The following is a 26,946-nucleotide window of genomic DNA, read 5'->3' as shown; positions in this document are numbered from 1 at the left end:
GCGGCGGGTAAGGGCGGCGCCGCCAAGGGCGTGGCGGGCAAGGCCGGAGCGGCCAAGGGCGCGTCCGGCAAGGGCGCGTCCGGCAAGGGGGCTTCCGGCGAGGGGGCTTCCGGAAAGGGCGGCTCCGCGCAGAGTGCGGCCGGCAAGGGCGCGTCGGGGAAGGGGCCGCGCAAGCAGACGGTGCGGCCGCCGAAGGCGCTGCGCACCGCGCCGCGGGCCGCGCGGCCCGAGACGCCGTCCGGTGACCCGCTGGCCGGGCAGCGCTACGAGGTCGAGGTCGGCCCGGTCGCGCACGGCGGCGGGCACTGCGTGGCCCGGCACGAGGGCCGGGTGCTGTTCGTCCGGCACGCGCTGCCCGGCGAGAAGGTGGTCGCGCTGGTCACCGAGGGCACCTCCACCTCCCGGTTCCTGCGGGCCGACGCGGTGGAGATCCTGGAGCCCGCCAAGGAGCGGATCGCGCCGCCGTGCCCGTTCGCCGGGCCCGGCAAGTGCGGCGGCTGCGACTGGCAGCACGTCACCCCGGGCGGGCAGCGCAAGCTCAAGGGGCAGGTGCTGACCGAGCAGCTGGCGAAGCTGGCCGGGCTCACCCCGGCCGAGGCGGGCTGGGACGGCAGCGTCGAGCCGGTCGGCGGCAAGCTGCCGCCCGGGCAGGTGCCGGCCTGGCGCACCCGCGTGCAGTACGCCGTGGACCAGGAGACCGGGAAGGTCGGCCTGCGCAAGCACCGCTCGCACGAGGTGCAGCCGGTGGACCGCTGCCTGATCGCCGCCGAGGGCGTCACCGAGCTGGGCATCGAGGGCCGCGACTGGCCGGGCGTCGCCTCGGTCGAGGTGATCGCCGCGACCGGCTCCTCGGACCGCCAGGTGGTGCTCACCCCGCGCCCCGGCGCGCAGCTGCCGCTGGTCGAGCTGGACAAGCCGGTGTCGATCGCCCGGGTGGACGAGCAGGGCGACGTGCACCGCGTGCACGGGCGCGGCTTCGTGCGCGAGCGGGCGGCCGGGCGGACCTGGCGGGTCAGCAACGGCGGCTTCTGGCAGATCCACCCCGAGGCGCCGGACACCCTGGTCGACGCCGTCCTGGACGGGCTGGACCCGCAGTGGGGCGAGAACGCGCTCGACCTGTACTGCGGCGTCGGCCTGTTCGCGGGTGCGCTGGCCGACCGGGTCGGCGAGGAGGGCGCGGTGCTCGGCATCGAGTCCTCCAAGCAGGCCGTGGCCGACGCCCGGCACAACCTGGCCGTGCTGGACAACGTGCGGATCGAGTGCGACCGCGTCGAGGCGCTGCTGCCCCGGACCGGCATCACCGCCACCGACCTGATCGTGCTGGACCCGCCGCGCTCGGGCGCCGGGCGCGAGACCGTCGCGCACCTGGTCGGCCTGGAGGCGCGCCGGATCGCGTACGTCGCGTGCGACCCGGCGGCGCTCGCCCGGGACCTGGCGTTCTTCCGCGAGGGCGGCTACCGGCCGGTGTCGCTGCGGGCCTTCGACCTGTTCCCGATGACCCACCACTTCGAGTGCGTGGCGATCCTGGAGCCGATCGGGGAGTGATCGGCGGGCCTTCGGGGCCCTCCGGGGCCCTGGCGGGCTTTGCCGGGCCCTGACCGGCTTGACCGGCTTCGACCGGCGCCGGCAGAGCGACGGAAGAGGAGGCGGCACCCGTCCACGCGGGTGCCGCCTCCTCGTCGTTCGGGTGTGGGACGGTCAGGGCTCGTTGTGCTCCTCCTCGTCGGCGCTGTGCGGAAGGTCGATCCCGTGTTGGGCGGCGAGCCGGAGCAGTCCGGCGATCCGGCCCTCGTACGCCTGGACGCCGTCGGCGTCCCCTTCGGCCCGGGCCGCCGCGAGGTCCCGGCGGGCCTGGGCGAGCTGCTCGCGCAGCTCCTGGTCGAACATGGCTGTCATTGCCGGCCTCCACCGGTCGGTGCCGCTCCCCGGAAAGCTCGAGAGTTCAGAGTCCCGGAAGGTGAAGAACTCTTCAAGTCTCGCTCGTTCCGGTGGTGCGGCGCCGAGCGGGCGGGTGCGGGTCCGGCGTGGAGCGGTCGGCGGGGCGGTGCGTGGGTCAGGGGGTGGCAAGGGGGACGCAATGCCCGGGTAAAGGCCGCTGCCGGTAGCTCCGTTCGGCCCCCGGAAGGGGCTTGACGAGGCGATTCGCGCGGGGCGAAGGTGAGCGGCCGACATGTCATGTGTGCTGTTGCACAGCCACCGCCGGGGCCGACCCTCCCGCCCGGAGCGGTCGGCCGGAGCGGTGCGGCCCTTGCGTGAGGGGGAGGGTCATGGAGCTGGAACTGCGGCACCTGCGCGTGCTGTGCGCCATCGCCGACACCGGGAGCGTCGGCAGGGCCGCCGTCCTGCTCGGCGCCTCGCAGCCGGCGACCAGTACGCAGCTGCGCCGGATCGAGCGCCACCTGGGTGCGCCGCTGTTCGAGCGCACGGCCGCGGGCGTCGCGCCGACCTGCTTCGGGGTCGAGGTGCTGGCCGCCGCGCGCGACCTCCTCACCCGTGCCGACTGCCTCGGCCGCCGCCCGGCCGCCCCTGGCGCGTCGGCCGTCCAGGAGCTGCGCCTGGCCGCGACCATCTCGCCGATCCTGCCCGGGCTGGTCACCAGGGCCCGGCACCAGCGGCCCGACCAGCGCTTCACGGTGACCTCCGTCTACCGCTCCTCGGACATCGTCGACCTGCTGGAGCAGGGCGACGCGGACGCCGCCGTGGCCGTCGACTACCCGGGCCGGGAGGTGCGGCACTCGCCGTCCGTCGCACACCGCGGCATCGTCACCGAGCCCGCCTTCGTCGCGCTCCCGGCGGGCCACCGGCTCCGCCACCGCACCGAGATCGCCCTGGTGGACCTGGCCGAGGAGGACTGGTTCCTCACCCCCGACGACGGGGCCGGCTGGCACGGCGTCTTCTACGGCGCCTGCGCCGCGGCGGGCTTCACCCCGGTGACCGTCCATGAATTCCTCGGCGGCCGGCTGGAGTTGCAGGAGATGATCGCCGCCGGGCTCGGGATCTCCGTCGTGCAGGCGACCACCCGGCCGCTCGCCGAGGTGGTGGTCAAACCGCTCGCCGGGACGCCGATCTGGGTCCGCCACCTGCTCGCCTGGCGGGCCGCGGGGGTGAGCGGCGAGGTGGTGGAGACGCTGTTCGGTGCGGCGGCCGCGGCGTACCGGGACCTGATCGCCTGCTCGCCGACCTTCCAGGCCTGGGCGGCGCGGACGTACCGGCCGGTCCGGCCGTAGGGCGATGGCCGGCGGCCGGCGGCCGGGGTTCGGCGTCGGCCGGTTGACCGACCGGCCGGGCGGCTGCGGTGCCGGTGGGGCCGTGTTATGCCGGACGCGCTTGATGTCATATGACCTGTGACATTGTTCTGAGGGGTCGCCCGGTGACAGGATCACGTCGACTTCCCCCATGCCTCGGCAGTCGTCCAGTCGCCTCCCCCCACAGGAGAAGGACCCAGCAGTGCGCCTTCGCATACCCCTCCCCACGCTCATGGCCGGCGTCGTCGCCGGCTGTGCCACCGCCGCCACCCTGTTGCCGGTCCCCGCGCTCGCCGCGTCCGGGCCGACCGCCCCGCCGTCGGCCGGCGCCCGGTCGTCCGCCGATGCCGCGTCCGCCGACGCCGCTTCGGCCGTCCCGAAGCCACTGGGGGCCTTCCTCACGGCCACCCCCTCCGAGGACACCGCCCCCGCCCCCGTCGCCAAGCCGCTGCCGCCGGCCCTGCTGGGCCAGGTCGTGATGGGCCAGCCGGCCGGCACCACCGTGCAGACCGCGCCGCGCCCGGCCCAGCCGCACACACCGCCCGCGGCCAAGCCCGCCGCCTCCGCCCGCGCCGCCGCCGGTACGGCCGGCGCCGCCGCGGCGAGCTGCACCCCCGCCGACTTCGGCGGGCGCAGCGGCGCCGACCTGGTCTCCTTCCTCGAAAGCTCGACCCCGGACTGCGTCAACACCCTGTTCAACGTCACCGGCACCGACGCGGGCAGGATCTTCAAGGAATCCCAGATGCTCACCGTCGCCAACGCCTACCAGGGCCTGGCGGCGAACTACACCGGGGACAACTCCACCGGCATCCTGCAGCTCGTGCTCTTCCTGCGGGCCGGCTACTACGTCCAGTCGAACAACGCGGGCGCGGTCGGCCCGTACGACGCCGCGCTCACCAGCGCCTCCAAGGCCGGACTCGACGCCTTCTTCGCGAGCGCGCACTGGACCGATGTCACGGACAACAACGGCACCGTGCTGAACGAGGTGCTGGTGCTGACCGACAGTGCCAACCTGCAGGGCAGCTACCTGGGCGTCTACAAGCAGGTGCTGAACAGCTACAACAACTCGTACAACGCGTTCCCGAAGATGCTCAAGGCGGTCAACGCCGTGCTGTCCGCGCCGCTGTGGCGGGGCAACTGGAACCCCGACTTCGTCGCCGCGGTCGGCGCCGACCCGAGCATCGGCACCACCCTGGGTTCCTTCGCGCTCAACCACAAGGACCTGCTCGGCACCGCGAACGCCTACCTCGACGTCAACGCCGGCAACGACCTCGGTCGGATGGCGGGCGACGGCCCCGCGGTCGAGGCCGCGGTCAAGGGGCAGGTCAAAGCGGTGCTCGACGGCGCCCAGATCACCGGCGCCACCGGCCCGCTGTACGTCCACACCGCCTACCAGGCCAACGCCTTCGACCCCGGCCAGTGCTCGTACTACGGCACCTGTGACCTGCCGGCCAAGCTGACCGCGGCGGTGCTGCCCAACCAGCTGGTCTGCGACAACCGCACCATCCAGACCGAGGCGCTGTCGCCCGCCGACCTCGCCGCCGTCTGCGCCAGCCTGCGCGGCGAGGACACCTTCTTCCACAACCTGGTGAAGGACAACGGCCCGGTCAACCAGTACGGCAAGAACCTCACCCTCGCGGTCTTCGCCAACCAGGCCGACTACCTGAACTACTCCTGGGCGATCTTCGGGAACTCCACCAACAACGGCGGCCAGACCGTCATGGACCCGACCGACCCGAACAACCACGCCGTGTGCGTGATGTACCAGAAGTCGTGGAACGACGGCTTCACCGCCAACGTGTGGAACCTCAACCACGAGTACACGCACTACCTCGACGGCATCTACGACATGAAGGGCAACTTCTCCACCGAGATCTCCGTGCCCGACATCTGGTGGATCGAGGGCGTCGCCGAGTACGAGTCCTACGCCTACCGCGGCACCACCGACACCCAGGCGATGGCCGAGGCCGCCAAGCACACCTACAAGCTCAGCACCGTCTTCCAGAACTCGTACGACAACTCGGACTCGGTGCGCACCTACCCGTGGGGCTACCTCGCCGTCCGGTACATGTTCGAGAAGCACCCGGCCGACATCTCCGCCATGCTCGGCCACTTCCGCACCGGTGACTACCAGGGCGGCTACGCGGTCTACAACGGCATCGGTACCGGCTACGACGCCGACTTCGACGCCTGGCTCAACGGCTGCGCCGCCGGCGCCTGTTACGCGGCCGGCCCGACCGCGCTGTTCAACCAGTCCGTCAACGGCGCCACCGTCACGCTGACCGACACGTCCGTCCAGACCGGCCCCGGCCAGATCACCGCCCGGCACTGGACCTTCGGCGACGGCACCTCGTCCGACGAGCGGAACCCGACCCACGGCTACGCCGCCGCCGGCACGTACACCGTCGCCCTGACCGTCACCGACAGCACCGGCAAGACCGCCAGTACCCCGGCCTCGGTCACCGTCACCACCGGTGCCGGCACCGGCGGCGGCACCACCCTGCCGACCTGCACCGACCCGCGCACCGACGCGCTCGGCCAGAACTGCTCGCGCTCCAGCCTCTCCGCCACCGCCGGCAACCTCGACTACCTGTACGTCTACCTGCCGGCCGGCGTCAGCACCCTGAAGGTCACCACCACGGGCGGCACCGGCACCGCGTACCTGTACTACAACGCGGACACCTGGGCCTCGCCGAAGGCCTTCTCCGCCTCCTCCACCAGCTCCGGCAGCACGCAGAGCATCACGGTCGCCAACCCGACCGCCGGGTACCGCTACATCAGCCTCTACGCGAACACCGACTTCAGCGGGGTGACGGTCAGCACCCAGTTCTGACCGGTCCTCCCCGCCCTCGGGCGGCTCTCGGGCGGCCACGGTCGCGGCACCTCGCCGCGGGCGTGGCCGCCCGGCGTCGGTCGGGGCTACGGTGGTCGGGCGTATCGGCCGGGGACATGGCGGTCGGGGGCGCGTTGGTCGGGGACCTGCCGGTCGGGGGCGCGTTGGTCGGGAGGGGGCGTGGTGGGAGGTGCGTGTTCGTCCGGCGAGCGCTTGTCCGGTGTCTGCGCGCCCTTGTTGTGCTAGCACTTCGGCGCTAGCTTGGGGTTCATGGGTAAGAAGCAGCTGAACGTCCGGGTGGACGCCACGACCGCTGAGATGGCCCGGGAACGGGCGGAGCAGCAGGGGATCAGCATGAACCAGTACATCGAGCGCCTGGTCCAGCAGGACATGGGCGAGGCGGGGCGGGCGTTCGTCGACGCCGCCGCCCAGTTCATGAAGGAGTACGAGACGGCCTTCCTGGCCGAGTTCGCGGAGCCGGGCGACCTGCAGGACGTGCGCCGTTGAAACTGGAGGTCGACCTCTCGTGGCTGCTCATGACCGCCGAGCAGTACACGCCCGGTGACCCGCAGGTCATCGACTACGGATCGCTGCTCGCGGCCGTCGCCCGACACCAGGCCGAGATCTTCGACATCGCCGTCTACCCCGAACCGCAGGACCGCGCCGCCGCCCTGATGCACCAGCTGATCCGGGTGCCGGCCCTGGAGAAGACCAACGAGCTCTACGCGACCGCCGTCGCCTACGCCTACCTCGTCGCCAGCGGCTGCACCGTCGCGACCACCGCCCGGGAGGTGCGCAGCCTCGCCCGGGCCATCCGGGAGGGGCGACTCGGCGTTTCCGGGGTGGCCGAGCGGCTGGCGGCCTGGGTGGTGGACGAGGCCGAAGGGGAGGGCGTCAGCGGGGCGGACGACGAGGACGACGACTGAGCCGTCGTGCGGTGCGGGTCGTCCTCGTCGTCCGTTCCTGTCCGCTCCGCCCGGCCCGGTGCGGGCCCCGGGCCGGGGCTGGTCGGGCGCCGGACGGGTCCTGGCCTGGTCAGGCGCCGGGCTGGTCCGGGGCGGGCTCGGCGATCAGGGCCGTCGCGAACGGGCGGAAGCCCGCCCGGCGGTAGATCCGGGCGACGTCCTCGTCGGCGGCGGACAGGAACACCGTCCGCACGCCGTTCGCCCGCGCGTGTGCGACCAGGGCCGCCGTGACCGCCAGGCCCAGCCCGCTCCGGCGCGCGGTCGGCAGCGTTCCGACCCCGGCCACCTCGGTGACCGCGCCCACCGGGCTGTGCTGGCCCGCGCACAGCGCCGAACCGTCCGCCAGCGCGGCGGCCAGCACGGTGGTGCCGTCGACGATCCGTTGCGCGATCCGCTCCACCGTGCCATCCGCCGCCAACCGGCCTGCGGTCTCGGCCAGTTCGGCCGCGCCGGCGGCGCCCACGTCGGTGCCCGGGTCGGCGAATGCCACGTGCGGAACGGCGACCGCCGTCGCCAGCTCCGGCGCGTCCGCGGCCAGGACCTCCACCCGTACCTGCTCCGGCAGCCCGGGCGCGGGGGCCGGCTCGTCCTGCGGGCCCAGCACCAGCAGCGGGTGCTCGTGCACCGCCAGCCCGGCCGCCTCCACCGCGGCGCGCAGCTCCGGGTTCCGTTCGGCCACCCACTCGAAGGCCTCCGGCGCGCCCACCTCCCGCTGGCGGGCCAGTACCCGGAGGACGTCCTCGGCGGTGGCGGCGGTGCCGTCGTGGTCGAGCGTCGGGCGGGCGTAGTAGGGCCAGCCCGCGCCCTCGCGGAGGAACAGGGTCAGCGGGCCGAAGTCCTCGACGCGGGCGGCGCTGCGCGGCACCGCGTCGTAGTAGCGCTCGATCGCGTCGAGCAGGGGGTGGTCGGGAGCATGATCGGCAGAAGTCACAGCGCGCATCCAAGCAGGGGCCCCGGCGGATCGCCACCGTATTGTTCCCGGGGTTCGCTCCGGGGCCGGTGCGCTCGTGGTTCGTGCCTCGTACTGCCGCGTGCCGGCTGGTGGTGCCTCGTGGCTCGTGCCTCGTACTGCCGTGTGCCGGTCGGGGGCGCCTCGTGGTGGCGGGGGAGCGACGGTGCGCGGGCGTGGGCACGGTCCGGGCGCCTGATTGTTGCCGAACGCTTACCGGCTCGCAGCGATCTTGTACGTATACCGCGTGGCATGCTGATGCCTTTACAGCTCTGCCGAGGGGGGACGGCGGACGTCCGCACTCGGTTCGGCAAGGGGGGAAGACAGGCCCATGAGGCTCTGCTTTCTGGTGGAGGAGCACTACCGGCACGACGGCATGCCGCTCGACGTGGTGCGCCAGCTCACCGCGTGGGGGCACCGGGTGGACGTGCTGCGCCCGGGGGACTCGCTGATGGCGATCTCCGAGGCGGTCCGGGCCGGCAGCCACGACGCCTGGGTGCTCAAGACCGTCTCGGGCGGGCCCGGGCTCACCCTGCTCGACGCGGCCGCCGCCGTCGGCCTCACCACCGTCAACGACGTCCGCTCCATCCGCGGCGTCCGCGACAAGGCGCTGGCCTCCGTCATCGCCCGCACCCGCGGCCTGCCCGTCCCCGTCACCTACGCCGCCGCCCGCTGGGAGCGGCTCGCCGAGATACCGGCCGCCGAGTACCCGCTCGTCGTCAAGCCCGCCGACGGCAGCTCCGGGCGCGCCGTCCGGCTCGTGCCCAGCCCCGACCACCTGCTCGACCTCGGCTCCGAACTCGCCGACGAGGGGCTGCTGATCGCCCAGCCCTACGTGCCCAACTCCGGCACCGACCTCAAGGTGTACTGCGTCGACGGCGAGCTCTTCGCGACGGAACGTTCCTCCCCGCTCCACCCCGGGCAGGGCGTCCGCGAGCGGCAGGTGCCGCTGCCCGGGGACGTCGCGCGGATCGCGGCGCAGGTCGGCGAGGTGTTCGGGCTCGACCTGTACGGCGTCGACGTGCTGCTCGGGCCGGACGGGCCGGTGGTCGTCGACGTCAACGACTTCCCGAGCTTCCGCCAGGTGCCGGACGCCGTCGCCAGGGTCTCCCGGGCGGTGCTGCGGCTCGCGCGCAGCGGGACGGCCGTCTCGGCTCCCGCCCCCGCGCTGGTGCCGGCGGGCGGCGCCGGGTACGGGCAACTGGGCTTCGGTGGCGGGGAGTTCGGTGGATCCGAGTTCGGCCGGTCGGAGTTCAGCCGGTCAGAGTACGGTCGGTCCGAGTTCGGCGGCTCGGAGTTCGGTGGGGCGATATGAGGATCGGGCTGATCACCGCCAGCCCCGACCACCCGGTGCTCGCGGCGACCGCCGCGCTGCTGGCGCGTCGGCACGAGGTGGTGACGGTCGACCCCACCGGGTCGGCGGGCGGGTCGGCCGACGTCTATCTACTCAAGGCGCGTACCCGCCAAGCGCTTGTGCTGGCAAGGGAGTTGGAGCGGAGCGGTGCGCCCGTCGTCAACTCCGCCGCAGCGACCGAGCTCTGTCAGGACCGGGTGCGGATGGCCGAGCTCGCGGACGCCGCCGGGCTGCCCTTCGCGGCGACCGTCGACGCCGGTCGGCTCGCCGAACTCGCCGATCCTGCTTACCCGTTCGTCGTCAAGAGTCGGCACAGTCGGCGCCACGACCTGGTCGCGCGGGTCGACGGCCCCGCTCGGCTGCGCGAACTCGCCGCGCACTGGCCTGACGAGCCCGTCGTCACCCAGCCGTTCGTCCGGGGGACCGGCTGGGACCAGAAGCTGTGGGTGATCGACCGGCAGGTGTTCGCTGCCCGGCGCCGGTCCGAACTCACCTCTGATTCACGGGAATTGGGGACACAGGATTGGGAGCCGCCCGCCGAGCGGGCCGCCCTTGCCCTGCGCGTCGGCGAGGTGTTCGGGCTCGACGTCTACGGCGTCGACCTGCTCGACGGGCCCACCGAACCCGTCATCGTCGATGTCAACGCCTTCCCCGGGGTCCGCGGCCGGCCCGGCGCGCCCGAGGCGCTCGCCGCCCTCGCCCTGCGCGTCGCGGCGGAGCGCGGTCGCGTATCGGCGGAGCGGGGTCGGTAGGCCGGGTGCGCCCGACCTCGCCGGGCCGGCAGGTCGGGCGGGCCGTCGCGCCCGGCGGGGTCGTTAGGCTGGCTGCTCAGGGCCACCGGGCCAGCGAGACCCCGGGGCGTCCGGGGACCGGCGAGACCCCTGGGCGCCCGGGCCGAACGGCGAGAGAAGACGGAACGTTGCTGCAGGACATCGAGCACTACCTGGCCTGCCCCCTCTGCGCGCAGGACCTCACCCGGCACGAGCGCGCCCTGCGCTGCCCCGCCGGCCACAGCTTCGACCTCGCCAAGCAGGGCTACGTCAGCCTCCTCGCCGGCGACGCCCACACCGGCACCGGCGACACCGCCGAGATGGTCGCCGCCCGCGCCGACTTCCTCGCCGCCGGCCACTACCGGCCCATCGTCGACGCCCTCGCCGAGGCCGCCGCGGCCGCCGACCCGGAAGGCCTCGTCGCCGACCTCGGCGCCGGCACCGGCCACTACCTGGCCCACGTCCTCGACGCCCTGCCCGGCCGCGTCGGCGCCGCGCTCGACATCTCCAAGTACGCGCTGCGCCGCGCCGCCAAGGCCCACCCCCGGATCGGCGCCGTCGTCTGCGACGCCTGGCGGCCGCTGCCGCTGCGCGACGCCTCCGCCGGGCTGATGCTCAACGTCTTCGCCCCGCGCAACGGGCCCGAGATCCGCCGCGTGCTGCGCCCCGGCGCCACCCTGCTGCTGGTCTCGCCCACCGCTCGCCATCTGCGCGAACTCGTCGACGCGCTGGGTCTGTTGTCGGTCGACGAGGAGAAGCAGCGGCGGATCGACGAGAAGCTCGGCCCGTACCTGACCCCTGCCCGGCAGCGGCAGGTCGAGTTCACCCTGCGGCTCGGCCCGGAGGACGTGCGCACCGTCGTCGGCATGGGCCCCAGCGCCTGGCACACCGACCCGGACCGCCTGGCCGCCGCGCTCGCCGACCTGCCGGATCCGGTCGAGGTGACCGCCTCCGTGACGGTGGCTGCCTACCGGCGCTGAACGGCGGGGCCACGGGTCGGCAGGACGGCGGGGCTGCGGGGTGCCCGGTCGGGAACGGCCGCCACGTTGGGATGAATCTGCCGAGCAGGCACGTTTCTGCCGCCCGGCCTGCGGCTAACGTCCGACGGGTGAACCGCGACGCCACCCGGCCCGCCGCGCCGGCCCACCCCCGACCGAGCGCCCCGGGGCCCGATCGGTCATCCGTAACACGTCCCACCGTCGAGGAGCTCCGGCTCACCTCGTTCAAGTCCTATCGGCGCGCGGTCCTGCCGCTCGCGCCCCTCACCGTCCTGCACGGGCCCGCCGGCGTCGGCAAGTCCAATGCCCTCGACGCGCTCGCCGTGCTGTCCCGGCTCGCCCTCGGGGAGGAGATCGCCGACTCCCTCGACGGGCTGCCCGACCGCACCGGCCCCCTCGCCCGGCCCGTCCGCGGCGGCCTGGACGGGTGCGTCCCGCACGGGCGCGACGCCGTCATCCTCGGCTGCACCGTCCGCTCCCCGCACGGCCGCATCCGGCTCGACGTCGTCGTCCGCACCGACGGCCCGGTCCGGATCGCCCGCGAATCGCTCACCCTCGACGGCCGCACCCTCGTCGACACCGGTGAGCAGAACGTCCGCAAGCGGCGTGTCAACGTCTGCTGGCACAACGACACCCGCCAGGGCGACATCCGGGCACCCTTCCCCAGCGGCACCATGATCACCGCGCAACTGCCGCTGCGGGTGGCCGGCTCCTCCCCGGGCGAACGCCAGGTCCTCGCCGCCGCCGAGGACCTGCTCACCGCACTGCGCGAGGTCTTCCCCGTCCACCCCGTCCCCGCCCTCATGCGCGGCTGGGCCCGGCCCGACCCGCAGGCCCGGCTACGCAGCAACGCCGCCAACATCTCCGCCGTCATCGCCAGGCTCGCCAACGAATGCCCGCGCCGCTACGGGCAGCTCCTGCGCGCCGTCCAGGCCGCCGCGCCGCACCCGCTGCTCGGGCTCTCGCTCGCCCACCGCGGCAGCGGGCCCGACGAGCGCGTCCTCGCCGTCTTCGACGAGGGCGTCCTCGGGCGCACCGGAGCCGACCAGGCCTCCGACGGCATGCTGCGCCACCTCGCGTTCGCCGCGGTGCTGCTCACCGGGGCCGGGGTGCTCGACCTCGACGTGGCCGCCGAGGTGCCGTGGGCGCACCGGCAGCTCACCGTGCTCGCCGAGGACCTCGGCGCCGGGCTCTCCGACGAGCAGACCGCCGCACTGCTGCGGCTGGCGCAGGACATGTCCGGGCGCAACCAACTGCGCGTCCTCGCCGCCCTGCAGGAGCCGGCCGCGGCGCGGGAGGCGCTGGGCGCGGCCGACCCGCGGTCGGGCGCGGCCGTGCTGGTCGAGTGCCGGCGCGACCCGGACTCGGGGCACACCGTGCTGCGGCCCGAGACGGCCCGGGTGCCGGCCCAGTGCGGGCGCGGGGACGGGGCCGCCCCGGAGGCGGATGAGGTAGACCTGGACGAGTGAGCGAACGAGTGACGAGGCCGGGGGAACCGGCCGGGCCCACCGGGCCGACCCTGGAGGGCCTGCGGCAGCGGCTGGTGGACTTCGCGGCGGCCCGGCGGTGGGAGCCCTTCCACACGCCGAAGAACCTGGCGGCCGCGCTGAGCGTGGAGTCCGGCGAACTGCTGGAGATCTTCCAGTGGCTGACGCCCGAGCAGGCGGCCGCGGTGATGTCCGAGCCGGAGCGCGCCCACCGGGTGCGGGACGAGGTCGCGGACGTCCTCGCGTACCTGGTGCAGTTCTGCACGGTCGTCGGGGTGGATCCGCTGGAGGCCCTCGCGGCCAAGATCGAGCGGAACGAGCTCCGCTTCCCGGTGCCGGACGGGTCGGCGGCCGGCGGCGGAGACGGCGAGGGCGGGCCGGACGTCAACCGGGACGTGGGCGACCAATCCGTGTGAAGGACGGGATTTGTCCACAGCCCCGGACTTTTCCACAGCTTCGGAATAGGTGGATGCGGGCCTGCCGACTTCGCCGCACGCTTTCGCCGTGACCACGTGGCCGCCCCTTTGGCGGCCGCGGTCCCACGGCGACAGCGAGCGAAAGGAGTGGCGGCCATGGAGGCGCTGCGACTGATCAAGAGGGCCCGGCACGCCCTGGCCGAGGCCAGACACGTACCGGACGTGCTGGCCGAGGCGCGGCAGGCCGCGCTGCTCACCGAGGCGGTGGGGGCCGGGCTGGCGGAGCTGGACGACGACGAGCTCACCGGGTTGGGGCAGCAGCTGTCCGAGGCCGGGGCGCACGCGGCGGTGTGCCTGGAGCGCTCCGTCGTCAGGGCCGCCGTGCTGAGCGGCGGCCGGGCCGGGCGGCTCACCGGACTCGGCGAACTGGCGCCGACCTTGGGGGCGTTGGACGGGCTGCTGCGGGACGTCGGGGAGACGCTGGTGGTGCTGGCCTGCGGGGCCGACACCGAGAGCCTCTACTGGACGTGCATCGACGGCGTCGACGCGGTGGCGGAGTGCAAGGACCTGACCGGGCGGCTGCGGAAGGCGGTGAGCAGGTCGGAGAGCGAGGAGAGCGTGGCGCTCGGCGGGGCACCGGCCGAGCGGGGTTCACCCTTACTCGTGGTCCGGCTCGGCCCGCCGGATGAGGGCGGGCCGACGGACGGGGGGCGGGCACCGGACTACCGGGTGCCTGGCGCGGCCGGAGCGTCGGAGGAGGTGTCCGTGCCGGTGGGTTAGGCGGCCGGGTCGGCGTCCCGAGCGCCGGAGGACTGCAGCTCGGCGAGATCCGCGGTCACCGAGGCGAGCAGTTCCTGCATCTGTTCCAGCAGGCTCTTGTGCGTGGCGGGCCCGGACGAGGTACCGGCGGCCAAGTCCGCCGGGCTGCTCGGGAGCTGCGGCGTGGTCGTTGGTTCGGACATGGCGGGACCTCTTCGGATCGGCAGTGCGGCGTGAAGCGGCCGACGGTGGCTCGGCCTGCGCAGCGAGGGTGCCTGATGCCGTGCCACCGAGGCACGCGCCCCCGCCGCAGCACCTAACGAACCGTTCCGGAGAGCAGTCACCGCGCACCACCCGATGCGGTCCAACTCCGGTACGCCGTAAGTCTCCCGAGTGAGCCCGGCTTGCCGCCGCAAAGCAGCCTGAGCTAGGTGGGCGAGGTTGCGAGTGGAGGGACGCCCCCTCGATTGCGGGCAGCCCACGAGGTGGGTTGCGACGAGTAGGCCAGTGGGTGAGTGGGGCGATAGGCGGGTGGGCCGGTAGTGGCTGCTCGGCGCCGGTATGCCCGGCGCCGAGCAGCCCGGGAGGGAGCAGGGGGTCGGGATCACAGGGTGGGGGGCGGAGGGGGGAGGGGGAGGGGCCCACCGGAACAGCAGAGCGCCAAAAGTTGGGCCCCGGCGCCGCGAGCGCGGCGCCGGGGCGCCACCGCAGACCGTAGAACGAGACCGGGGTCCGGAGCCGATGAACCGGCTCCGGACCCCGACGGTGCGGGCCCGCAGATCAGTTGTGGGCGTGCAGGTCGGCGTTGAGGCCGCCCCAGGAGCCGGAGCGGGCGATGACCTGGACGGCGCCGGTCTGCGAGTTGCGGCGGAACAGCAGGTTGTCCTGGCCGGACAGCTCGATGGCCTTGGCCACGGCGCCGTCCGGAGTGGTGACCCGGGTGCCGGCGGTGACGTAGAGGCCGGCCTCGACGACGCAGTCGTTGCCGAGCGAGATGCCGATGCCGGCGTTGGCGCCGAGCAGGCAGCGCTCGCCGACCGAGACGACCTGCTTGCCGCCGCCGGAGAGGGTGCCCATGATCGAGGCGCCGCCGCCGATGTCGCTGTGGTCGCCGACGACGACGCCCGCGCTGATCCGGCCCTCGACCATGGAGGTGCCGAGCGTGCCGGCGTTGAAGTTGACGAAGCCCTCGTGCATCACGGTGGTGCCGGCGGCCAGGTGGGCGCCGAGGCGGACGCGGTCGGCGTGGGCGATGCGCACGCCGGACGGGGCGACGTAGTCGGTCATCCGCGGGAACTTGTCGATGCCGTACACGGCGAGCTGGCCGCCCTGGGCACGGACCGCGAGGCGGGTCTGCTCGACCCTGTCCACCGGGACGGGGCCGATGCTGGTCCAGGCGACGTTGGCGAGCAGGCCGAAGATGCCGTCCAGGTTCTGGCCGTGCGGCTTGACCAGGCGGTGGCTGAGCAGGTGCAGGCGCAGGTAGACGTCGTGGGTGTCGAGCGGCTTCTCGTCGAGCGAGGCGATGGTGGTGCGCACGGCGACCACCTCGACCCCGCGGCGCGCGTCGACACGCAGCGCCTCGGCCGCGCCGGCGCCGAGCTCGGCCTCCGCCTGCTCGGCGGTCAGCCGGACGGTGCCGGCCGGGCCGGGCTCGGTGGCCAGGGCGGGGGCGGGGAACCAGGTGTCGAGGACGGTGCCGTCGGCGGCGATGGTGGCGAGGCCGGCGGCGACGGCGCCGCTCGGGAGGGAGGTGGATTCAGCAGTCACACCGTGCACGTTAACCAATGCGGGGCTCTGCTGCCGAACACGCCCACGGTGCGAACACGTCCACCGCGCGAACACCCCCACCTGCGAGGACGCCCGTGGTGCGAACACGCCCACCGCGCGGGCACGGCCGCGGGCGGGCCCCGACGGACGGTCGCCGGGCGGGAAAAACCGGTGCTCAGCGGGTGTGTGCTGGGCAATACTCGGACGGGTGTTCATGTCGATCTCCACCACCGGCAGCGCCGAGAGCCCGGCCACCGATCTCGGGTTCCTGCTGCACAAGCACCCTGACAGGGTCCAGCGGTTCGCGACGTCGCACGGCGAGGCGCACGTCTTCTACCCCGAGGCGGGCGACGAGCTCTGCACGGCGGCGCTGCTGCTGGACGTCGACCCGATCGCCCTGGTCCGCAAGGGCCGGGGCCGCGGCGGTTCGCCGGACTGCGCGCTCGCCCAGTACGTCAACGACCGCCCGTACGCGGCGTCCTCGCTGCTCGCGGTGGCGCTGCGCACGGTGTTCCGGTCCGCGATGAAGGGGGCCTGCCCCGCCCGGCCCGGGCTGGCCGACCGGCCGCGCCCGCTGCGGATCACGCTGCCCGCGGTGCCCGCGAACGGCGCGGGCGAGGGCGGCGGCCCGGCGATGGCGGCCCGGCTGTTCGAGCCGCTGGGCTGGCGGGTCGAGGCGGCGGCGATCCCGCTGGACGAGTCGTTCCCGGAGTGGGGCGAGTCCCGGTACGTGCGGCTCGTCCTGGTGTCGGACGCCGTGCGGCTCGCCGACGCGCTCCAGCAGCTGTACGTGCTGCTGCCGGTGCTGGACGGCGCCAAGCACTACTGGGTCGCCCCGGACGAGGTGGACAAGCTGCTCGCCGCCGGCGAGGGCTGGCTGGCCGCCCATCCGGAGCGCGCCCTGATCACCCGCCGCTACCTGGCCCGGCGCTGGTCGCTGACCCGGACGGCGATGGAGCGTCTGGAGCTGGCCAGGCTGGCGGAGGCGGACGACCGCGAGGCCGAGGAGATCGACAACGCGGTCGACGACCGTCCGGAGGAGACCGAGGAGACCGAGGAGACCGAGAAGGCCACCGGGCCGTCGGCGGAGCCCAGGCCGCCGTCCCTCGCCGAGCAGCGCCGTACCGCGATCGTCGCCGCGCTCCGCGAGGTGGGTGCGGCCCGCGTCGCCGACCTCGGCTGCGGCCAGGGCGAGCTGATCGGCGCGTTGCTGACGGACACCCGGTTCACCGAGGTGCTCGGCGTGGACGTGTCCGCGCGGGCCCTGCAGGCGGCGTCCCGCAGGCTGCGCCTGGACCGGCTGCCGGAGCGGCAGGCGGCCCGGGTGACGCTGGCACAGGGTGCGCTGACGTACACGGACGCCCGGTTGAAGGGCTTCGACGCGGCGGTGCTGTGCGAGGTGATCGAGCACCTGGACCTGCCGCGGCTGCCCGCCCTGGAGTACGCGGTGTTCGGCGCGGCCCGGCCGGGGGCCGTGGTCGTCACCACGCCGAACGTCGAGTACAACGTCCGCTGGGAGAGCCTGCCGGCGGGCGTCGTCCGGCACGCCGACCACCGCTTCGAGTGGTCGCGCGCCGAGTTCCGCACCTGGGCTGAGCGGGTCGCGGCCTCGTACGGCTACACGGTGGTGCTGCGCCCGGTGGGCCCGGAGGACGGGGAGGTCGGTGCGCCGACCCAGCTGGCCCTCTTCCGCCTCGGCACCCCGACCGAGTCGACCCCCACTCCCGTTCACACCCCGACCCCCACCCCCACCCCCACGACGCCCGAAGGAGGCGAACCCCGATGACCGATGAAGCCGCCCCGGCGTCCGAGCAGCACCACGTCCACGACCAGCACCACGACCAGGACCAGCACCAGGACCAGCACCACGACCAGCACCACGACCAGGCCGCACCCCGCCGCCTCCCCGTCACCGACGTCTCCCTGGTCGTCCTGATCGGCCCCAGCGGCGCGGGCAAGTCCACCTTCGCCCGCCGCCACTTCCTGCCCACCCAGGTCGTCTCCTCCGACTTCTGCCGCGGCCTGGTCGCCGACGACGAGAACGACCAGTCGGCCTCCGCCGAGGCCTTCGACCTCCTGCACTACATCGTCGGCAAGCGCCTCGCGGCCGGCCGGCTGACCGTCGTGGACGCCACCAACGTCCAGCCCGAGGCGCGCCACGCACTGGTGCGGATCGCCCGCGAGTACGACGTGCTGCCGATCGCGATCGTCCTGGACGTCCCGCCGGGCGTGTGCGCCGAGCGCAACCGCACCCGCCCGGACCGCCGGCTGCCGGCCCACGTCATCCCCCGCCAGCACCGCGAGCTGCGCCGCTCCCTGCGCGGTCTGGAGCGCGAGGGCTTCCGCAAGGTGCACGTGCTGCGCGGCGCGGCCGAGGTGGCGACGGCCGAGGTGGGGCTGGAGAAGCGCCACAACGACCTGCGCCACCTGACCGGCCCGTTCGACATCGTCGGCGACATCCACGGCTGCCGCTCCGAGCTGGAGACCCTGCTGACCCGGCTCGGCTACACGCTCACCCGGGACGCCGAGGGCCGACCGGTGGACGCGGTGCCCCCGGCGGGCCGTACCGCCGTGTTCGTCGGCGACCTGGTCGACCGCGGCCCGGACACGCCGGGCGTGCTGCGCCTGGTGATGGGCATGGTGGCGGCCGGGCACGCGCTGTGCGTGCCGGGGAACCACGAGAACAAGCTGGGCCGGGCGCTGGACGGCAAGAAGGTCACGGTCGCCTACGGCCTGCAGGAGTCGCTGGACCAGCTGGCCGCCGAGTCGGAGGAGTTCCGGGCCGAGGCCCGGGAGTTCATGCGCGGTCTGGTGAGCCACTACCTGCTGGACGGCGGCGCCCTGGTGGTCTGCCACGCCGGTCTGCCGGAGCGGTACCACGGCCGCAACTCGGGCCGGGTGCGCTCGCACGCGCTGTACGGGGAGACCACCGGCGAGACCGACGAGTACGGCCTGCCGGTGCGCTACCCGTGGGCGGAGGAGTACCGGGGCCGGGCGCTGGTGGTGTACGGCCACACGCCGGTGCCGTCGGCGAGCTTCGTCCACAACACCGTCTGCCTGGACACCGGCTGCGTGTTCGGCGGCAGCCTGACGGCGCTGCGCTACCCGGAGCGGGAGCTGGTGAGCGTGCCCGCCGAGCAGGAGTGGTACGCGCCGGTGCGGCCGCTGGTCACGGACGCGCCGGGCGCCCGCGAGGGCCGTCCGCTGGATCTCGCCGACGTGACGGGCCGCCGGAGCGTCGAGACCGCGCTGCACGGGCGGGTCGCCGTGCGGGAGGAGAACGCGGCGGCGGCGCTGGAGGTGATGAGCCGCTTCGCGCTGGACCCGCGGCTGCTCGCCTACCTGCCGCCGACCATGGCGCCGAGCGCCACCTCCCGCCGGGACGGCTATCTGGAGCACCCGCAGGAGGCGTTCGCCGCCTACCGCGGGGACGGCGTGCGGCACGTCGTGTGCGAGGAGAAGCACATGGGTTCGCGCGCGGTGGCGCTGGTCGCCCGGGACGACGCGGCGCTGGAGCGGCGCTTCGGCGTGGCCGGTCCGGGCGCGATCTGGACCAGGACGGGCCGGGCGTTCCTCGCCGACGGCGACCTGACCGCCGCCGTGCTGGGCCGGGTCCGGGCGGTCGCCGAACGCTCGGGGCTGTTCGACGAGCTGGGCACCGGCTGGCTGCTGCTGGACGCCGAGCTGATGCCCTGGTCGCTGAAGGCCGTGGAGCTGCTGCGCCGCCAGTACGCGGCGGTCGGTGCGGCGGCGGGCGCCGCCCTGCCGGAGGCGCTGGCCGCTCTGGAGCGGGCAGCCGGGCGCGGGCTGGACCTGGCGGAGCTCACCGTCCGGCAGCGGCAGCGCGCGACCGACGCGCGGGCGTTCACCGAGGCGTACCGGCGGTACTGCTGGCCGACCGAGGGGCTGTCGGGCGTACGGCTGGCGCCGTTCCAGGTGCTGGCCGCCGAGGGGGCGAACCTCGCGGTGCGCCCGCACGACGAGCACCTCGCCTGGATCGACCGCCTGGTCGCGGCGGACGACGGGCAGGCACCGGTCCTGCACCGCACCGGCCGCCTCCTGGTGGACACCGAGGACGAGGCGTCGGTGGCCGCCGCCACCGCCTGGTGGGAGGAGCTGACGGGGGCGGGCGGCGAGGGCATGGTGGTGAAGCCGCTGGCCTCGATGGTGCGCACGGAGCGGGGCGAGGGCCGTCCGGGCGGGCTGGTGCAGCCGGGGGTGAAGGTGCGCGGCCGGGAGTACCTGCGGATCGTCTACGGCCCGGACTACACCGAGTACCTGCACCGGCTGCGCGAGCGGTCGCTGGGCCACAAGCGCTCGCTGGCGCTGCGCGAGTACGCGCTGGGCCTGGAGGCGCTGGACCGGCTGGCGGCCGGCGAGCCGCTGTGGCGGGTGCACGAGCCGGTGTTCGCGGTGCTCGCGCTGGAGTCCGAGCCGGTCGATCCGCGCCTGTAGATCGCCCGGACGGCCGACCGCCGAGGGGGGAGTCCGTCAGGGCTCCCCCCTCGGTTCACCCCTGCGGTGTATAGAAATTCCGAGCGTCGTATACACTTGCCGCTTTCCCGTACGTCCCGTCATCCCAGGAGCCCGGTATGGCCTTCAACCTCCGGAACAGGCACTTCCTCAAGGAGCTCGACTTCACGCCCCAGGAGTTCCGCTTCCTGGTGGACCTCGCCGCCGGGCTCAAGGCGGCCAAGTATGCGGGCACCGAGCAGCCCCGGCTGCGCGGGAAGAACATCGCGCTGATCTTCGAGAAGACCTCCACCCGCACCCGCTGCGCCTTCGAGGTCGCCGCCCACGACCAGGGCGCCACCACCACCTACCTGGACCCGGCCGGCTCGCAGATCGGCCACAAGGAGTCCATCCGGGACACCGCCCGGGTGCTCGGCCGGATGTTCGACGGCATCGAGTACCGGGGCCACGGCCAGGCGATCGTCGAGGAGCTGGCCGCGCACGCCGGCGTCCCGGTCTGGAACGGCCTCACCGACGAGTGGCACCCCACCCAGATGCTGGCCGACGTGCTCACCATGACCGAGCACACCGCCAAGCCGCTCGCCGAGACCGCCCTCGCCTACCTCGGCGACGCCCGTTCCAACATGGGCAACTCGCTGCTGGTCACCGGCGCCCTGCTCGGCATGGACATCCGGATCGTCGCCCCGCGCTCCCTCTGGCCGGCCGAGGAGGTCCGCAAGGCGGCCGAGGTGCTGGCCGGGTCCACCGGCGCCCGGATCACCCTCACCGAGGACGTGGCCGAGGGCGTGGCCGGCGCGGACTTCCTCTACACCGACGTCTGGGTCTCGATGGGCGAGCCCAAGGAGGTCTGGGCCGAGCGGATCGACCTGCTCAAGCCCTACCAGGTGTCGATGGACACCGTCCGGGCCACCGGCAACCCGGACGTGAAGTTCCTGCACTGCCTGCCCGCCTTCCACGACCTCGGCACGGTGGTCGGACGGCAGATGTACGAGGCGACCGGCATGGCCGAACTGGAGTGCACCGACGAGCTGTTCGAGTCGGCGCACTCCGTCGTGTTCGACCAGGCCGAGAACCGCCTGCACACCATCAAGGCGGTCCTGGTCGCCACCCTCGGCTCCTGAGGCCGGGGCCCGCGAGCCCCGGCCTCAGGACTGGAACCGGGGCCGAAGCCGGGGCCGAAACCGAAGCCGGGGCCGAAGCCGGGCTCACTTCCCCAGCTTGACGCAGGCCACCCGGTCGCCCGCCGCGTGCGGGCCGGCCGGGGTGCCCGCGTGCAGCACCAGCGAGCGCGCCTCACCCGGCCGCGGCTGCCAGGCCACCGCGGCCGTCGCGGTGCCCTCGCCCTGCCCGGCGGTGCGCAGCACCAGCCGCAGTTCGTTGCGCTCGTTGGCGTACGCCGGGTCGGTGGACGGCTGCACCGGGTCCGGGGCGTCCTGGTAGTGCGGCCCGGACGAGGCCGGGTCGGCCCCGCAGGCGCCGATGTGCAGGTGCGCCGGGAACTCGTGGTCGGGGGCGAGTCCGGAGACCGTCATGGTCAGCACCGTCCGCCCCGGGATGGAGCGGTCGGTGACGATCCGGGTGTGCGCGCCGTACGGCACGAGGTCGTCCGCGTAGCTCACCGCGGTCGGCGGGACGAAGGCCGTCGCCGGGTCGAAGGCGGCCTCGACGACGGAGACCGGCGAGGCGGTGGGGGCGAGCAGGGCCAGCGGCAACAGGGCGGTGGCGAGCGGAGCGGACATCGGCGGGCCTTCCACGGGCGGGGTGACGGACACCCTGCTCAACGGCGCCGGGCGCCTGCGGACACCGTCGGACGGCTACTCCGCGGCGCGGTGGATCCCCCGGATCTCGCAGCGCGGCCCGCTGGCCCGCATCAGCCGCAGGTCGGCGGTGACCAGCGGCACCCCGTACTGCTCGGCGACCGCCACGTACGCGGCGTCGTCCGGGGTGAGGTTGTCCTTGAGCTCCCAGATCCGGCTGAGCAGCGGTGCCACCTCGACCTTGCGGATCGCCAGGGCGGCGAGCTCGTGGGTGAGTTCGGCGACCCGCTCGGCGGTCAGCTCCTTGGCCAGGTAGAGGCCGCGCAGCGACTGCATCACCTCGACCACGACGTGCTCGGGCGCCAACCACTCGCCGTCGGCGGCGAGTTCGGCCCGGGCGGCGGCCCCGCGCGGGCCCTCGTCGGCGAGTGCCAGTACCACTGCGGACGCGTCCACCACGATCATCGCCGGCCCCCTCTGGATGTCACCACACCGGCCACCGTACCGGGCCGGATCTCACCCGGCGGGGCCGGGCTTCACGGCCGCGGCGTCGGACGGCTGGTCCGCTCCGGTGTGCTGTCGTGGAACGGCCGGATCGTCCGCCCGGACGCCCGGGTGCCGGCCCTGCGCGGGGCGCGGGCATGACGACGACCCTGCCGGCCGATGTCGCCCCGTCGCCGACCGGTGGTTCCGGTGGTGAGCTGGTGGTAGTGCTGCTGGTGGCCGCCGCGGTGGTGGCGGGAGTGGTCCGGCCGATCCGGCTGATCCGGCTGGAGCGCGAGCGTCGCGGTCCGGACGGTCGCTGACCTGCGCCGTTGTGCACCCGGGCATGCCTGCGGTGGTGAAGGCGGCGGCATGCACTATGGTTTATCTCGACATCGAGATAACTGCCCCTTACGATATATCTCGACATCAAGATACTTGCCGAGAGGCGCTCGCCGGCGATGCGGGCAAGGTGGGCCTAAGTAAGGCTGACCTTACCACCGCGGCGGCCGGATATCGCGCGAAGCACCCAGAAGGAGTCCGTCGTGTCCGCGAACAGCTTCGACGCCCGCAGCTCGCTGCAGGTGGGCGACGAGTCGTACGAGATCTTCAAGCTCTCCGCCGTCGAGGGTTCCGAGCGGCTGCCGTACAGCCTCAAGGTGCTGCTGGAGAACCTGCTCCGCACGGAGGACGGCGCGAACATCACCGCCGACCACATCCGCGCGCTCGGGAACTGGGACGCCGACGCCCAGCCGAGCCAGGAGATCCAGTTCACCCCGGCCCGCGTGATCATGCAGGACTTCACCGGTGTGCCGTGCGTCGTCGACCTCGCCACCATGCGTGAGGCCGTCAAGGAGCTGGGCGGCGACCCGGCCAAGATCAACCCGCTGGCCCCGGCCGAGCTGGTCATCGACCACTCCGTCATCGCCGACAAGTTCGGCACCCCGGACGCCTTCGTCCAGAACGTCGAGATCGAGTACGGCCGCAACAAGGAGCGCTACCAGTTCCTGCGCTGGGGCCAGACCGCCTTCGACGAGTTCAAGGTCGTCCCGCCCGGCACCGGCATCGTCCACCAGGTGAACATCGAGCACCTGGCCCGCACCGTCATGGTCCGCGGCGGCCAGGCCTACCCGGACACCTGCGTCGGCACCGACTCGCACACCACCATGGTCAACGGCCTGGGCGTGCTGGGCTGGGGCGTCGGCGGCATCGAGGCCGAGGCCGCCATGCTGGGCCAGCCGGTCTCCATGCTGATCCCGCGCGTGGTCGGCTTCAAGCTCAACGGCCAGCTGCCGGCCGGCACCACCGCCACCGACCTGGTGCTCACCATCACCGAGATGCTGCGCAAGCACGGTGTGGTCGGCAAGTTCGTCGAGTTCTACGGCGAGGGCGTCTCCTCGATCCCGCTGGCCAACCGCGCCACCATCGGCAACATGTCGCCGGAGTTCGGCTCGACCTGCGCGATCTTCCCGATCGACGCCGAGACCATCAGCTACCTGAAGCTCACCGGCCGCAGCGAGCAGCAGCTCGCCCTGGTCGAGGCGTACGCCAAGGAGCAGGGCCTCTGGCACGACCCGTCGGTCGAGCCGGTCTACTCCGAGTACCTGGAGCTGGACGTCTCCACCGTCGTCCCGTCGATCTCCGGCCCGAAGCGCCCGCAGGACCGCGTGATCCTGGCCGAGGCCGCCACCAAGTTCGCCGAGGCGCTGCCGACCTACTCGGCCGAGGCCTCGAAGCCGACCGCGGTGACCGCCCCCGACGGCTCGAAGTACGAGATCGACAACGGCGCGGTCGTGATCGCCTCGATCACCTCCTGCACCAACACCTCCAACCCCTCCGTCATGCTGGGCGCCGCCCTGCTGGCGAAGAAGGCCGTGGAGAAGGGCCTGCGCGTCAAGCCCTGGGTCAAGACCACCCTGGCGCCCGGCTCCAAGGTCGTCATGGACTACTACGAGAAGGCCGGCCTGCTCCCGTACATGGAGAAGCTGGGCTTCAACCTGGTCGGCTACGGCTGCGTCACCTGCATCGGCAACTCGGGCCCGCTGCCCGAGGAGGTCTCGGCCGCCGTCAACGAGGCCGACCTGGCCGTCGTCTCGGTGCTCTCCGGCAACCGCAACTTCGAGGGCCGGATCAACCCCGACGTCAAGATGAACTACCTGGCCTCCCCGCCGCTGGTGGTCGCCTACGCCCTCGCGGGCAACATGAACGTCGACATCACCAAGGACGCGCTGGGCCAGGACGCCGACGGCAACGACGTCTTCCTGACCGACATCTGGCCGTCCGAGCAGGAGGTCGCCGAGGTCGTCGCCGGCTCCATCGACGAGGCCATGTTCGACAAGGGCTACCGGGACGTCTTCGCCGGCGACCACCGCTGGCAGTCGCTGCCCGTCCCGACCGGCAACACCTTCGAGTGGGACGCCGAGTCCACCTACGTCCGCAAGCCCCCGTACTTCGAGGGCATGGCCAAGACCCCGAGCCCGGTGACCGACATCGCCGGCGCCCGCGTCCTGGCCAAGCTGGGCGACTCGGTCACCACCGACCACATCTCCCCGGCCGGCAACATCAAGCCGGGCACCCCGGCGGCGCAGTACCTGACCGCCAACGGTGTCGAGAAGCGCGACTTCAACTCCTACGGCTCGCGCCGCGGCAACCACGAGGTGATGATCCGCGGCACCTTCGCCAACATCCGCCTGCGCAACCAGATCGCGCCGGGCACCGAGGGCGGCTACACCCGCGACTTCACCCAGGCCGACGGCCCGGTGTCGTTCATCTACGACGCCTCGCAGAACTACCAGGCCGCCGGCACCCCGCTGGTCGTCCTGGCCGGCAAGGAGTACGGCTCCGGCTCGTCCCGCGACTGGGCCGCCAAGGGCACCGCGCTGCTGGGCGTCAAGGCCGTCATCGCCGAGTCGTACGAGCGCATCCACCGCTCGAACCTGATCGGCATGGGCGTCCTGCCGCTGCAGTTCCCGGAGGGCGAGAGCGCCGACTCCCTCGGCCTGACCGGCGAGGAGACCTTCTCCTTCACCGGCGTGACCGAGCTCAACGAGGGCCGCACCCCGAAGACCGTCAAGGTCAAGGCCGGTGACAAGGAGTTCGACGCGGTCGTCCGCATCGACACCCCCGGTGAGGCGGACTACTACCGCAACGGTGGCATCCTGCAGTACGTGCTGCGCTCGCTCATCGGCTGAGCCTCGGCACAGGCCTCAAGGGAGGCCGGACCGCACTTCGCGGTCCGGCCTCTTTTGCATGCTGCCCCACCTGTGCCCGGCCTCTTGTGCGCTGTGCCGCGATGGACTAAACCTCTATCCCATCTGGTCCAGACCAATTGACGCTCATTCAGAGAACAGGTCCGGTATGCCCACTCGCGCCTCAGCCCTGCTCGCCGCCGCCACCGTCGCCGCGCTGCTCGCCGCCCCCGCCACCGCCAACGCCGCCGACGGCCACCACGGCCCGAAGCCGAAGGGCCAGCGGGTCGGCTACTTCACCCAGTGGGGCGCCGACAGCTCCGCCAAGCGCGTCCAGGACTCCGGCCAGGCCGGGAAGCTCACCGTCATCAACTACGCCTTCGGCAACGTCTCCGCCGACGGCACCTGCTACGAGACCGACGACGCGGGCCAGGGCGACGCCCACAACGACTACCAGCGCTCCTTCGGCGCCGCCGAGTCCGTGGACGGCGTGGCCGACACCCCGGGCCAGAAGCTCAAGGGCCACTTCAACCAGCTGCGCAAGCTCAAGGCGAAGAACCCGCAGCTGCGTACGGTCATCTCGATCGGCGGCTGGAGCTGGTCGAAGTACTTCTCGGACGCGGCCGCCGGCGACGCCGCCCGCAAGAAGTTCGTCTCCTCCTGCATCGACCTCTACCTCAAGGGCGACCTGCCGGTCCTGCCCGGCTCCCCGGAGGGCGGCGCGGGAGCGGCCGCGGGCGTCTTCGACGGCATCGACATCGACTGGGAGTACCCGGGCGGCGGCGGGGACGCGGGCAACGTGGTCCGGCCCGAGGACGGGCGCAACTACACCCTGCTGATGCGGGAGTTCCGCAGGCAGCTGGACGCGCTGAGCGGCAGGAAGGGCAAGCACTACCTGCTGACCGCCGCCGTCGCCGCCAACGAGACCGTCGCCGACCGGCTCGAACTGCCCGAGCTGAGCGACTCGGTGGACTGGCTCAACCTGATGACCTACGACCTGCACGGCCCCTGGGAGGGCAAGGGCCCGGCCAACCACCAGGCCAACCTCTACTCCGACCCGACCGACCCCGAGCCGCGTCAGCGCAGCGCCGACAAGGCCGTCGTGCACTACCAGGAGCGCGGCCTGCCCTCCGAGCAGATCGTGCTCGGCGCCCCGCTGTACGGCCACGGCTGGACGGGCGTCGCGCCCGGCGAGCGCGGCGGCCTCTACCAGAGCGCCACCGCCACCGCGCCCGACCTCTCCTACCGGGAGGTCGACGCCCTGCCCGGCACGGTGTACGTGGACCGCGACCACGGTGCGTCCTGGAAGTACGACGGCACCACCTTCTACAGCTACGACACCGCCGAGGTGCTCACCCAGAAGGCGCGGTACGTGCGCCGGAACGACCTGGGCGGCGTGATGGTCTGGTCGCTGGACGGCGACGACGCCCAGGGCAGCGCGATCGCCGCCCTGGACCGCGGCCTGCGCCGCGGCTGACCGGCTGACGGGCTGGCCCGAC

The 26,946-nt window shown here is 73.4% G+C and carries 23 protein-coding genes; 17 read left to right on the top strand and 6 right to left on the bottom strand.

What is annotated here, in order from left to right; all coding sequences use genetic code 11:
• Window positions 1-198: 198 nt before the first annotated feature.
• Window positions 199-1,545, top strand: coding sequence for a class I SAM-dependent RNA methyltransferase (locus P3T27_RS11685; protein ID WP_280677248.1), 1,347 nt, complete (start codon window positions 199-201; stop codon window positions 1,543-1,545).
• A gap of 153 nt (window positions 1,546-1,698) precedes the next feature.
• On the opposite strand, the gene P3T27_RS11680 is transcribed toward P3T27_RS11685, so the two are convergent.
• Window positions 1,699-1,896, bottom strand: a complete 198-nt coding sequence (locus tag P3T27_RS11680; RefSeq protein WP_218206900.1) for a hypothetical protein — start codon at window positions 1,894-1,896, stop codon at window positions 1,699-1,701.
• A 371-nt stretch (window positions 1,897-2,267) separates the two neighbouring features.
• Here P3T27_RS11680 and P3T27_RS11675 point away from each other — a divergent pair, with 371 nt between their 5' ends.
• From P3T27_RS11675 to P3T27_RS11660, 4 genes are all read left to right on the top strand, one after another.
• Window positions 2,268-3,227, top strand: coding sequence for a LysR family transcriptional regulator (locus tag P3T27_RS11675; protein ID WP_280677202.1), 960 nt, complete (start codon window positions 2,268-2,270; stop codon window positions 3,225-3,227).
• A 220-nt stretch (window positions 3,228-3,447) separates the two neighbouring features.
• Window positions 3,448-6,078, top strand: a complete 2,631-nt coding sequence (locus tag P3T27_RS11670) for a collagenase (RefSeq protein ID WP_280677200.1) — start codon at window positions 3,448-3,450, stop codon at window positions 6,076-6,078.
• A gap of 270 nt (window positions 6,079-6,348) precedes the next feature.
• The gene (locus P3T27_RS11665; RefSeq protein WP_280677198.1) at window positions 6,349-6,585 is read left to right on the top strand and encodes a toxin-antitoxin system HicB family antitoxin; all 237 of its coding nucleotides are present in this window, start codon (window positions 6,349-6,351) and stop codon (window positions 6,583-6,585) included.
• On the top strand, window positions 6,582-7,004 hold the full coding sequence (locus P3T27_RS11660) for a fic family toxin-antitoxin system, toxin component (protein WP_280677196.1): 423 nt from the start codon (window positions 6,582-6,584) through the stop codon (window positions 7,002-7,004). The genes P3T27_RS11665 and P3T27_RS11660 overlap by 4 nt, the downstream gene beginning before the upstream one ends.
• A 109-nt stretch (window positions 7,005-7,113) precedes the next feature.
• Here the strand turns inward: P3T27_RS11660 and P3T27_RS11655 are convergent, their stop codons facing one another.
• Window positions 7,114-7,983 (bottom strand): GNAT family N-acetyltransferase, encoded by an 870-nt coding sequence (locus P3T27_RS11655; protein ID WP_280677194.1) that lies wholly within the window; start codon window positions 7,981-7,983, stop codon window positions 7,114-7,116.
• 340 nt (window positions 7,984-8,323) lie between these two features.
• Between P3T27_RS11655 and P3T27_RS11650 the strand changes: the two genes are divergently transcribed.
• From P3T27_RS11650 to P3T27_RS11625, 6 genes are all read left to right on the top strand, one after another.
• Entirely contained in the window at window positions 8,324-9,307 is a 984-nt protein-coding gene (locus tag P3T27_RS11650; protein ID WP_280677192.1) for an ATP-grasp domain-containing protein, read from the top strand.
• Window positions 9,304-10,098, top strand: coding sequence for an alpha-L-glutamate ligase (locus P3T27_RS11645; protein ID WP_280677191.1), 795 nt, complete (start codon window positions 9,304-9,306; stop codon window positions 10,096-10,098). The genes P3T27_RS11650 and P3T27_RS11645 overlap by 4 nt, the downstream gene beginning before the upstream one ends.
• A 167-nt stretch (window positions 10,099-10,265) precedes the next feature.
• Entirely contained in the window at window positions 10,266-11,096 is an 831-nt protein-coding gene (locus P3T27_RS11640; protein ID WP_280677189.1) for a putative RNA methyltransferase, read from the top strand.
• A 128-nt stretch (window positions 11,097-11,224) separates the two neighbouring features.
• Window positions 11,225-12,583: an ATP-binding protein gene (locus P3T27_RS11635; RefSeq protein WP_280677187.1), complete on the top strand. Its 1,359-nt coding sequence runs from the start codon at window positions 11,225-11,227 to the stop codon at window positions 12,581-12,583.
• Window positions 12,584-12,633: 50 nt separating this feature from the next.
• Entirely contained in the window at window positions 12,634-13,017 is a 384-nt protein-coding gene (locus tag P3T27_RS11630) for a nucleotide pyrophosphohydrolase (protein WP_280677246.1), read from the top strand.
• A 156-nt stretch (window positions 13,018-13,173) separates the two neighbouring features.
• Complete coding sequence (locus P3T27_RS11625; RefSeq protein WP_280677185.1) at window positions 13,174-13,797, top strand: DUF6099 family protein; 624 nt, start codon at window positions 13,174-13,176, stop codon at window positions 13,795-13,797.
• On the opposite strand, the gene P3T27_RS11620 is transcribed toward P3T27_RS11625, so the two are convergent.
• Both P3T27_RS11620 and dapD read right to left on the bottom strand, forming a co-directional pair.
• On the bottom strand, window positions 13,794-13,979 hold the full coding sequence (locus P3T27_RS11620) for a hypothetical protein (RefSeq protein WP_280677183.1): 186 nt from the start codon (window positions 13,977-13,979) through the stop codon (window positions 13,794-13,796). The two genes, P3T27_RS11625 and P3T27_RS11620, sit on opposite strands and share 4 nt — an antisense overlap.
• 577 nt (window positions 13,980-14,556) lie before the next feature.
• Window positions 14,557-15,546, bottom strand: coding sequence for a 2,3,4,5-tetrahydropyridine-2,6-dicarboxylate N-succinyltransferase (dapD, locus tag P3T27_RS11615; protein ID WP_280677181.1), 990 nt, complete (start codon window positions 15,544-15,546; stop codon window positions 14,557-14,559).
• 208 nt (window positions 15,547-15,754) lie between these two features.
• On the opposite strand from dapD, the gene P3T27_RS11610 reads away from it, so the two are divergent.
• The 3 genes from P3T27_RS11610 to argF all read left to right on the top strand — a co-directional run bounded on the left by P3T27_RS11610 (window position 15,755) and on the right by argF (window position 21,140).
• Window positions 15,755-17,332, top strand: coding sequence for a 3' terminal RNA ribose 2'-O-methyltransferase Hen1 (locus P3T27_RS11610; protein ID WP_280677179.1), 1,578 nt, complete (start codon window positions 15,755-15,757; stop codon window positions 17,330-17,332).
• Window positions 17,329-20,001: a polynucleotide kinase-phosphatase gene (locus P3T27_RS11605; protein WP_280677177.1), complete on the top strand. Its 2,673-nt coding sequence runs from the start codon at window positions 17,329-17,331 to the stop codon at window positions 19,999-20,001. The genes P3T27_RS11610 and P3T27_RS11605 overlap by 4 nt, the downstream gene beginning before the upstream one ends.
• Window positions 20,002-20,138: 137 nt before the next feature.
• Entirely contained in the window at window positions 20,139-21,140 is a 1,002-nt protein-coding gene (gene argF, locus P3T27_RS11600) for an ornithine carbamoyltransferase (protein ID WP_280677175.1), read from the top strand.
• An 84-nt stretch (window positions 21,141-21,224) separates the two neighbouring features.
• Here argF and P3T27_RS11595 read toward each other — a convergent pair whose 3' ends face one another.
• Together P3T27_RS11595 and P3T27_RS11590 are read right to left on the bottom strand one after the other, a co-directional pair.
• Complete coding sequence (locus P3T27_RS11595) at window positions 21,225-21,758, bottom strand: superoxide dismutase family protein (protein WP_280677173.1); 534 nt, start codon at window positions 21,756-21,758, stop codon at window positions 21,225-21,227.
• Window positions 21,759-21,833: 75 nt separating this feature from the next.
• Entirely contained in the window at window positions 21,834-22,241 is a 408-nt protein-coding gene (locus tag P3T27_RS11590) for a type II toxin-antitoxin system VapC family toxin (RefSeq protein WP_280677171.1), read from the bottom strand.
• 176 nt (window positions 22,242-22,417) lie between these two features.
• Between P3T27_RS11590 and P3T27_RS11585 the strand changes: the two genes are divergently transcribed.
• The 3 genes from P3T27_RS11585 to P3T27_RS11575 all read left to right on the top strand — a co-directional run bounded on the left by P3T27_RS11585 (window position 22,418) and on the right by P3T27_RS11575 (window position 26,924).
• Window positions 22,418-22,582 carry a hypothetical protein gene (locus P3T27_RS11585; RefSeq protein ID WP_280677169.1) on the top strand — a complete coding sequence of 55 codons (165 nt, stop codon included), beginning with the start codon at window positions 22,418-22,420 and terminating at the stop codon, window positions 22,580-22,582.
• Window positions 22,583-22,804: 222 nt separating this feature from the next.
• Window positions 22,805-25,450 carry an aconitate hydratase AcnA gene (acnA, locus tag P3T27_RS11580; RefSeq protein ID WP_280677167.1) on the top strand — a complete coding sequence of 882 codons (2,646 nt, stop codon included), beginning with the start codon at window positions 22,805-22,807 and terminating at the stop codon, window positions 25,448-25,450.
• A gap of 166 nt (window positions 25,451-25,616) precedes the next feature.
• Window positions 25,617-26,924 carry a glycoside hydrolase family 18 protein gene (locus P3T27_RS11575; RefSeq protein WP_280677165.1) on the top strand — a complete coding sequence of 436 codons (1,308 nt, stop codon included), beginning with the start codon at window positions 25,617-25,619 and terminating at the stop codon, window positions 26,922-26,924.
• Window positions 26,925-26,946 lie beyond the last annotated feature (22 nt).

The sequence above is a fragment of the Kitasatospora sp. MAA19 genome, assembly GCF_029894125.1.
Classification (GTDB): Bacteria; Actinomycetota; Actinomycetes; order Streptomycetales; family Streptomycetaceae; genus Kitasatospora.
This window is presented reverse-complemented; position numbering and strand designations above follow the sequence as displayed.

Coding starts and splice junctions, on each gene's coding strand:
- P3T27_RS11595 (WP_280677173.1), bottom strand. CDS start 21,758: ATGTCCGCTCCGCTCGCCACCGCCCTGTTGCCGCTGGCCCTGCTCGCC.
- P3T27_RS11575 (WP_280677165.1), top strand. CDS start 25,617: ATGCCCACTCGCGCCTCAGCCCTGCTCGCCGCCGCCACCGTCGCCGCG.
- P3T27_RS11620 (WP_280677183.1), bottom strand. CDS start 13,979: ATGTCCGAACCAACGACCACGCCGCAGCTCCCGAGCAGCCCGGCGGAC.
- P3T27_RS11590 (WP_280677171.1), bottom strand. CDS start 22,241: ATGATCGTGGTGGACGCGTCCGCAGTGGTACTGGCACTCGCCGACGAG.
- P3T27_RS11605 (WP_280677177.1), top strand. CDS start 17,329: ATGACCGATGAAGCCGCCCCGGCGTCCGAGCAGCACCACGTCCACGAC.
- P3T27_RS11585 (WP_280677169.1), top strand. CDS start 22,418: ATGACGACGACCCTGCCGGCCGATGTCGCCCCGTCGCCGACCGGTGGT.
- P3T27_RS11650 (WP_280677192.1), top strand. CDS start 8,324: ATGAGGCTCTGCTTTCTGGTGGAGGAGCACTACCGGCACGACGGCATG.
- P3T27_RS11645 (WP_280677191.1), top strand. CDS start 9,304: ATGAGGATCGGGCTGATCACCGCCAGCCCCGACCACCCGGTGCTCGCG.
- P3T27_RS11655 (WP_280677194.1), bottom strand. CDS start 7,983: ATGCGCGCTGTGACTTCTGCCGATCATGCTCCCGACCACCCCCTGCTC.
- P3T27_RS11665 (WP_280677198.1), top strand. CDS start 6,349: ATGGGTAAGAAGCAGCTGAACGTCCGGGTGGACGCCACGACCGCTGAG.
- argF (WP_280677175.1), top strand. CDS start 20,139: ATGGCCTTCAACCTCCGGAACAGGCACTTCCTCAAGGAGCTCGACTTC.
- P3T27_RS11680 (WP_218206900.1), bottom strand. CDS start 1,896: ATGACAGCCATGTTCGACCAGGAGCTGCGCGAGCAGCTCGCCCAGGCC.
- P3T27_RS11625 (WP_280677185.1), top strand. CDS start 13,174: ATGGAGGCGCTGCGACTGATCAAGAGGGCCCGGCACGCCCTGGCCGAG.
- P3T27_RS11675 (WP_280677202.1), top strand. CDS start 2,268: ATGGAGCTGGAACTGCGGCACCTGCGCGTGCTGTGCGCCATCGCCGAC.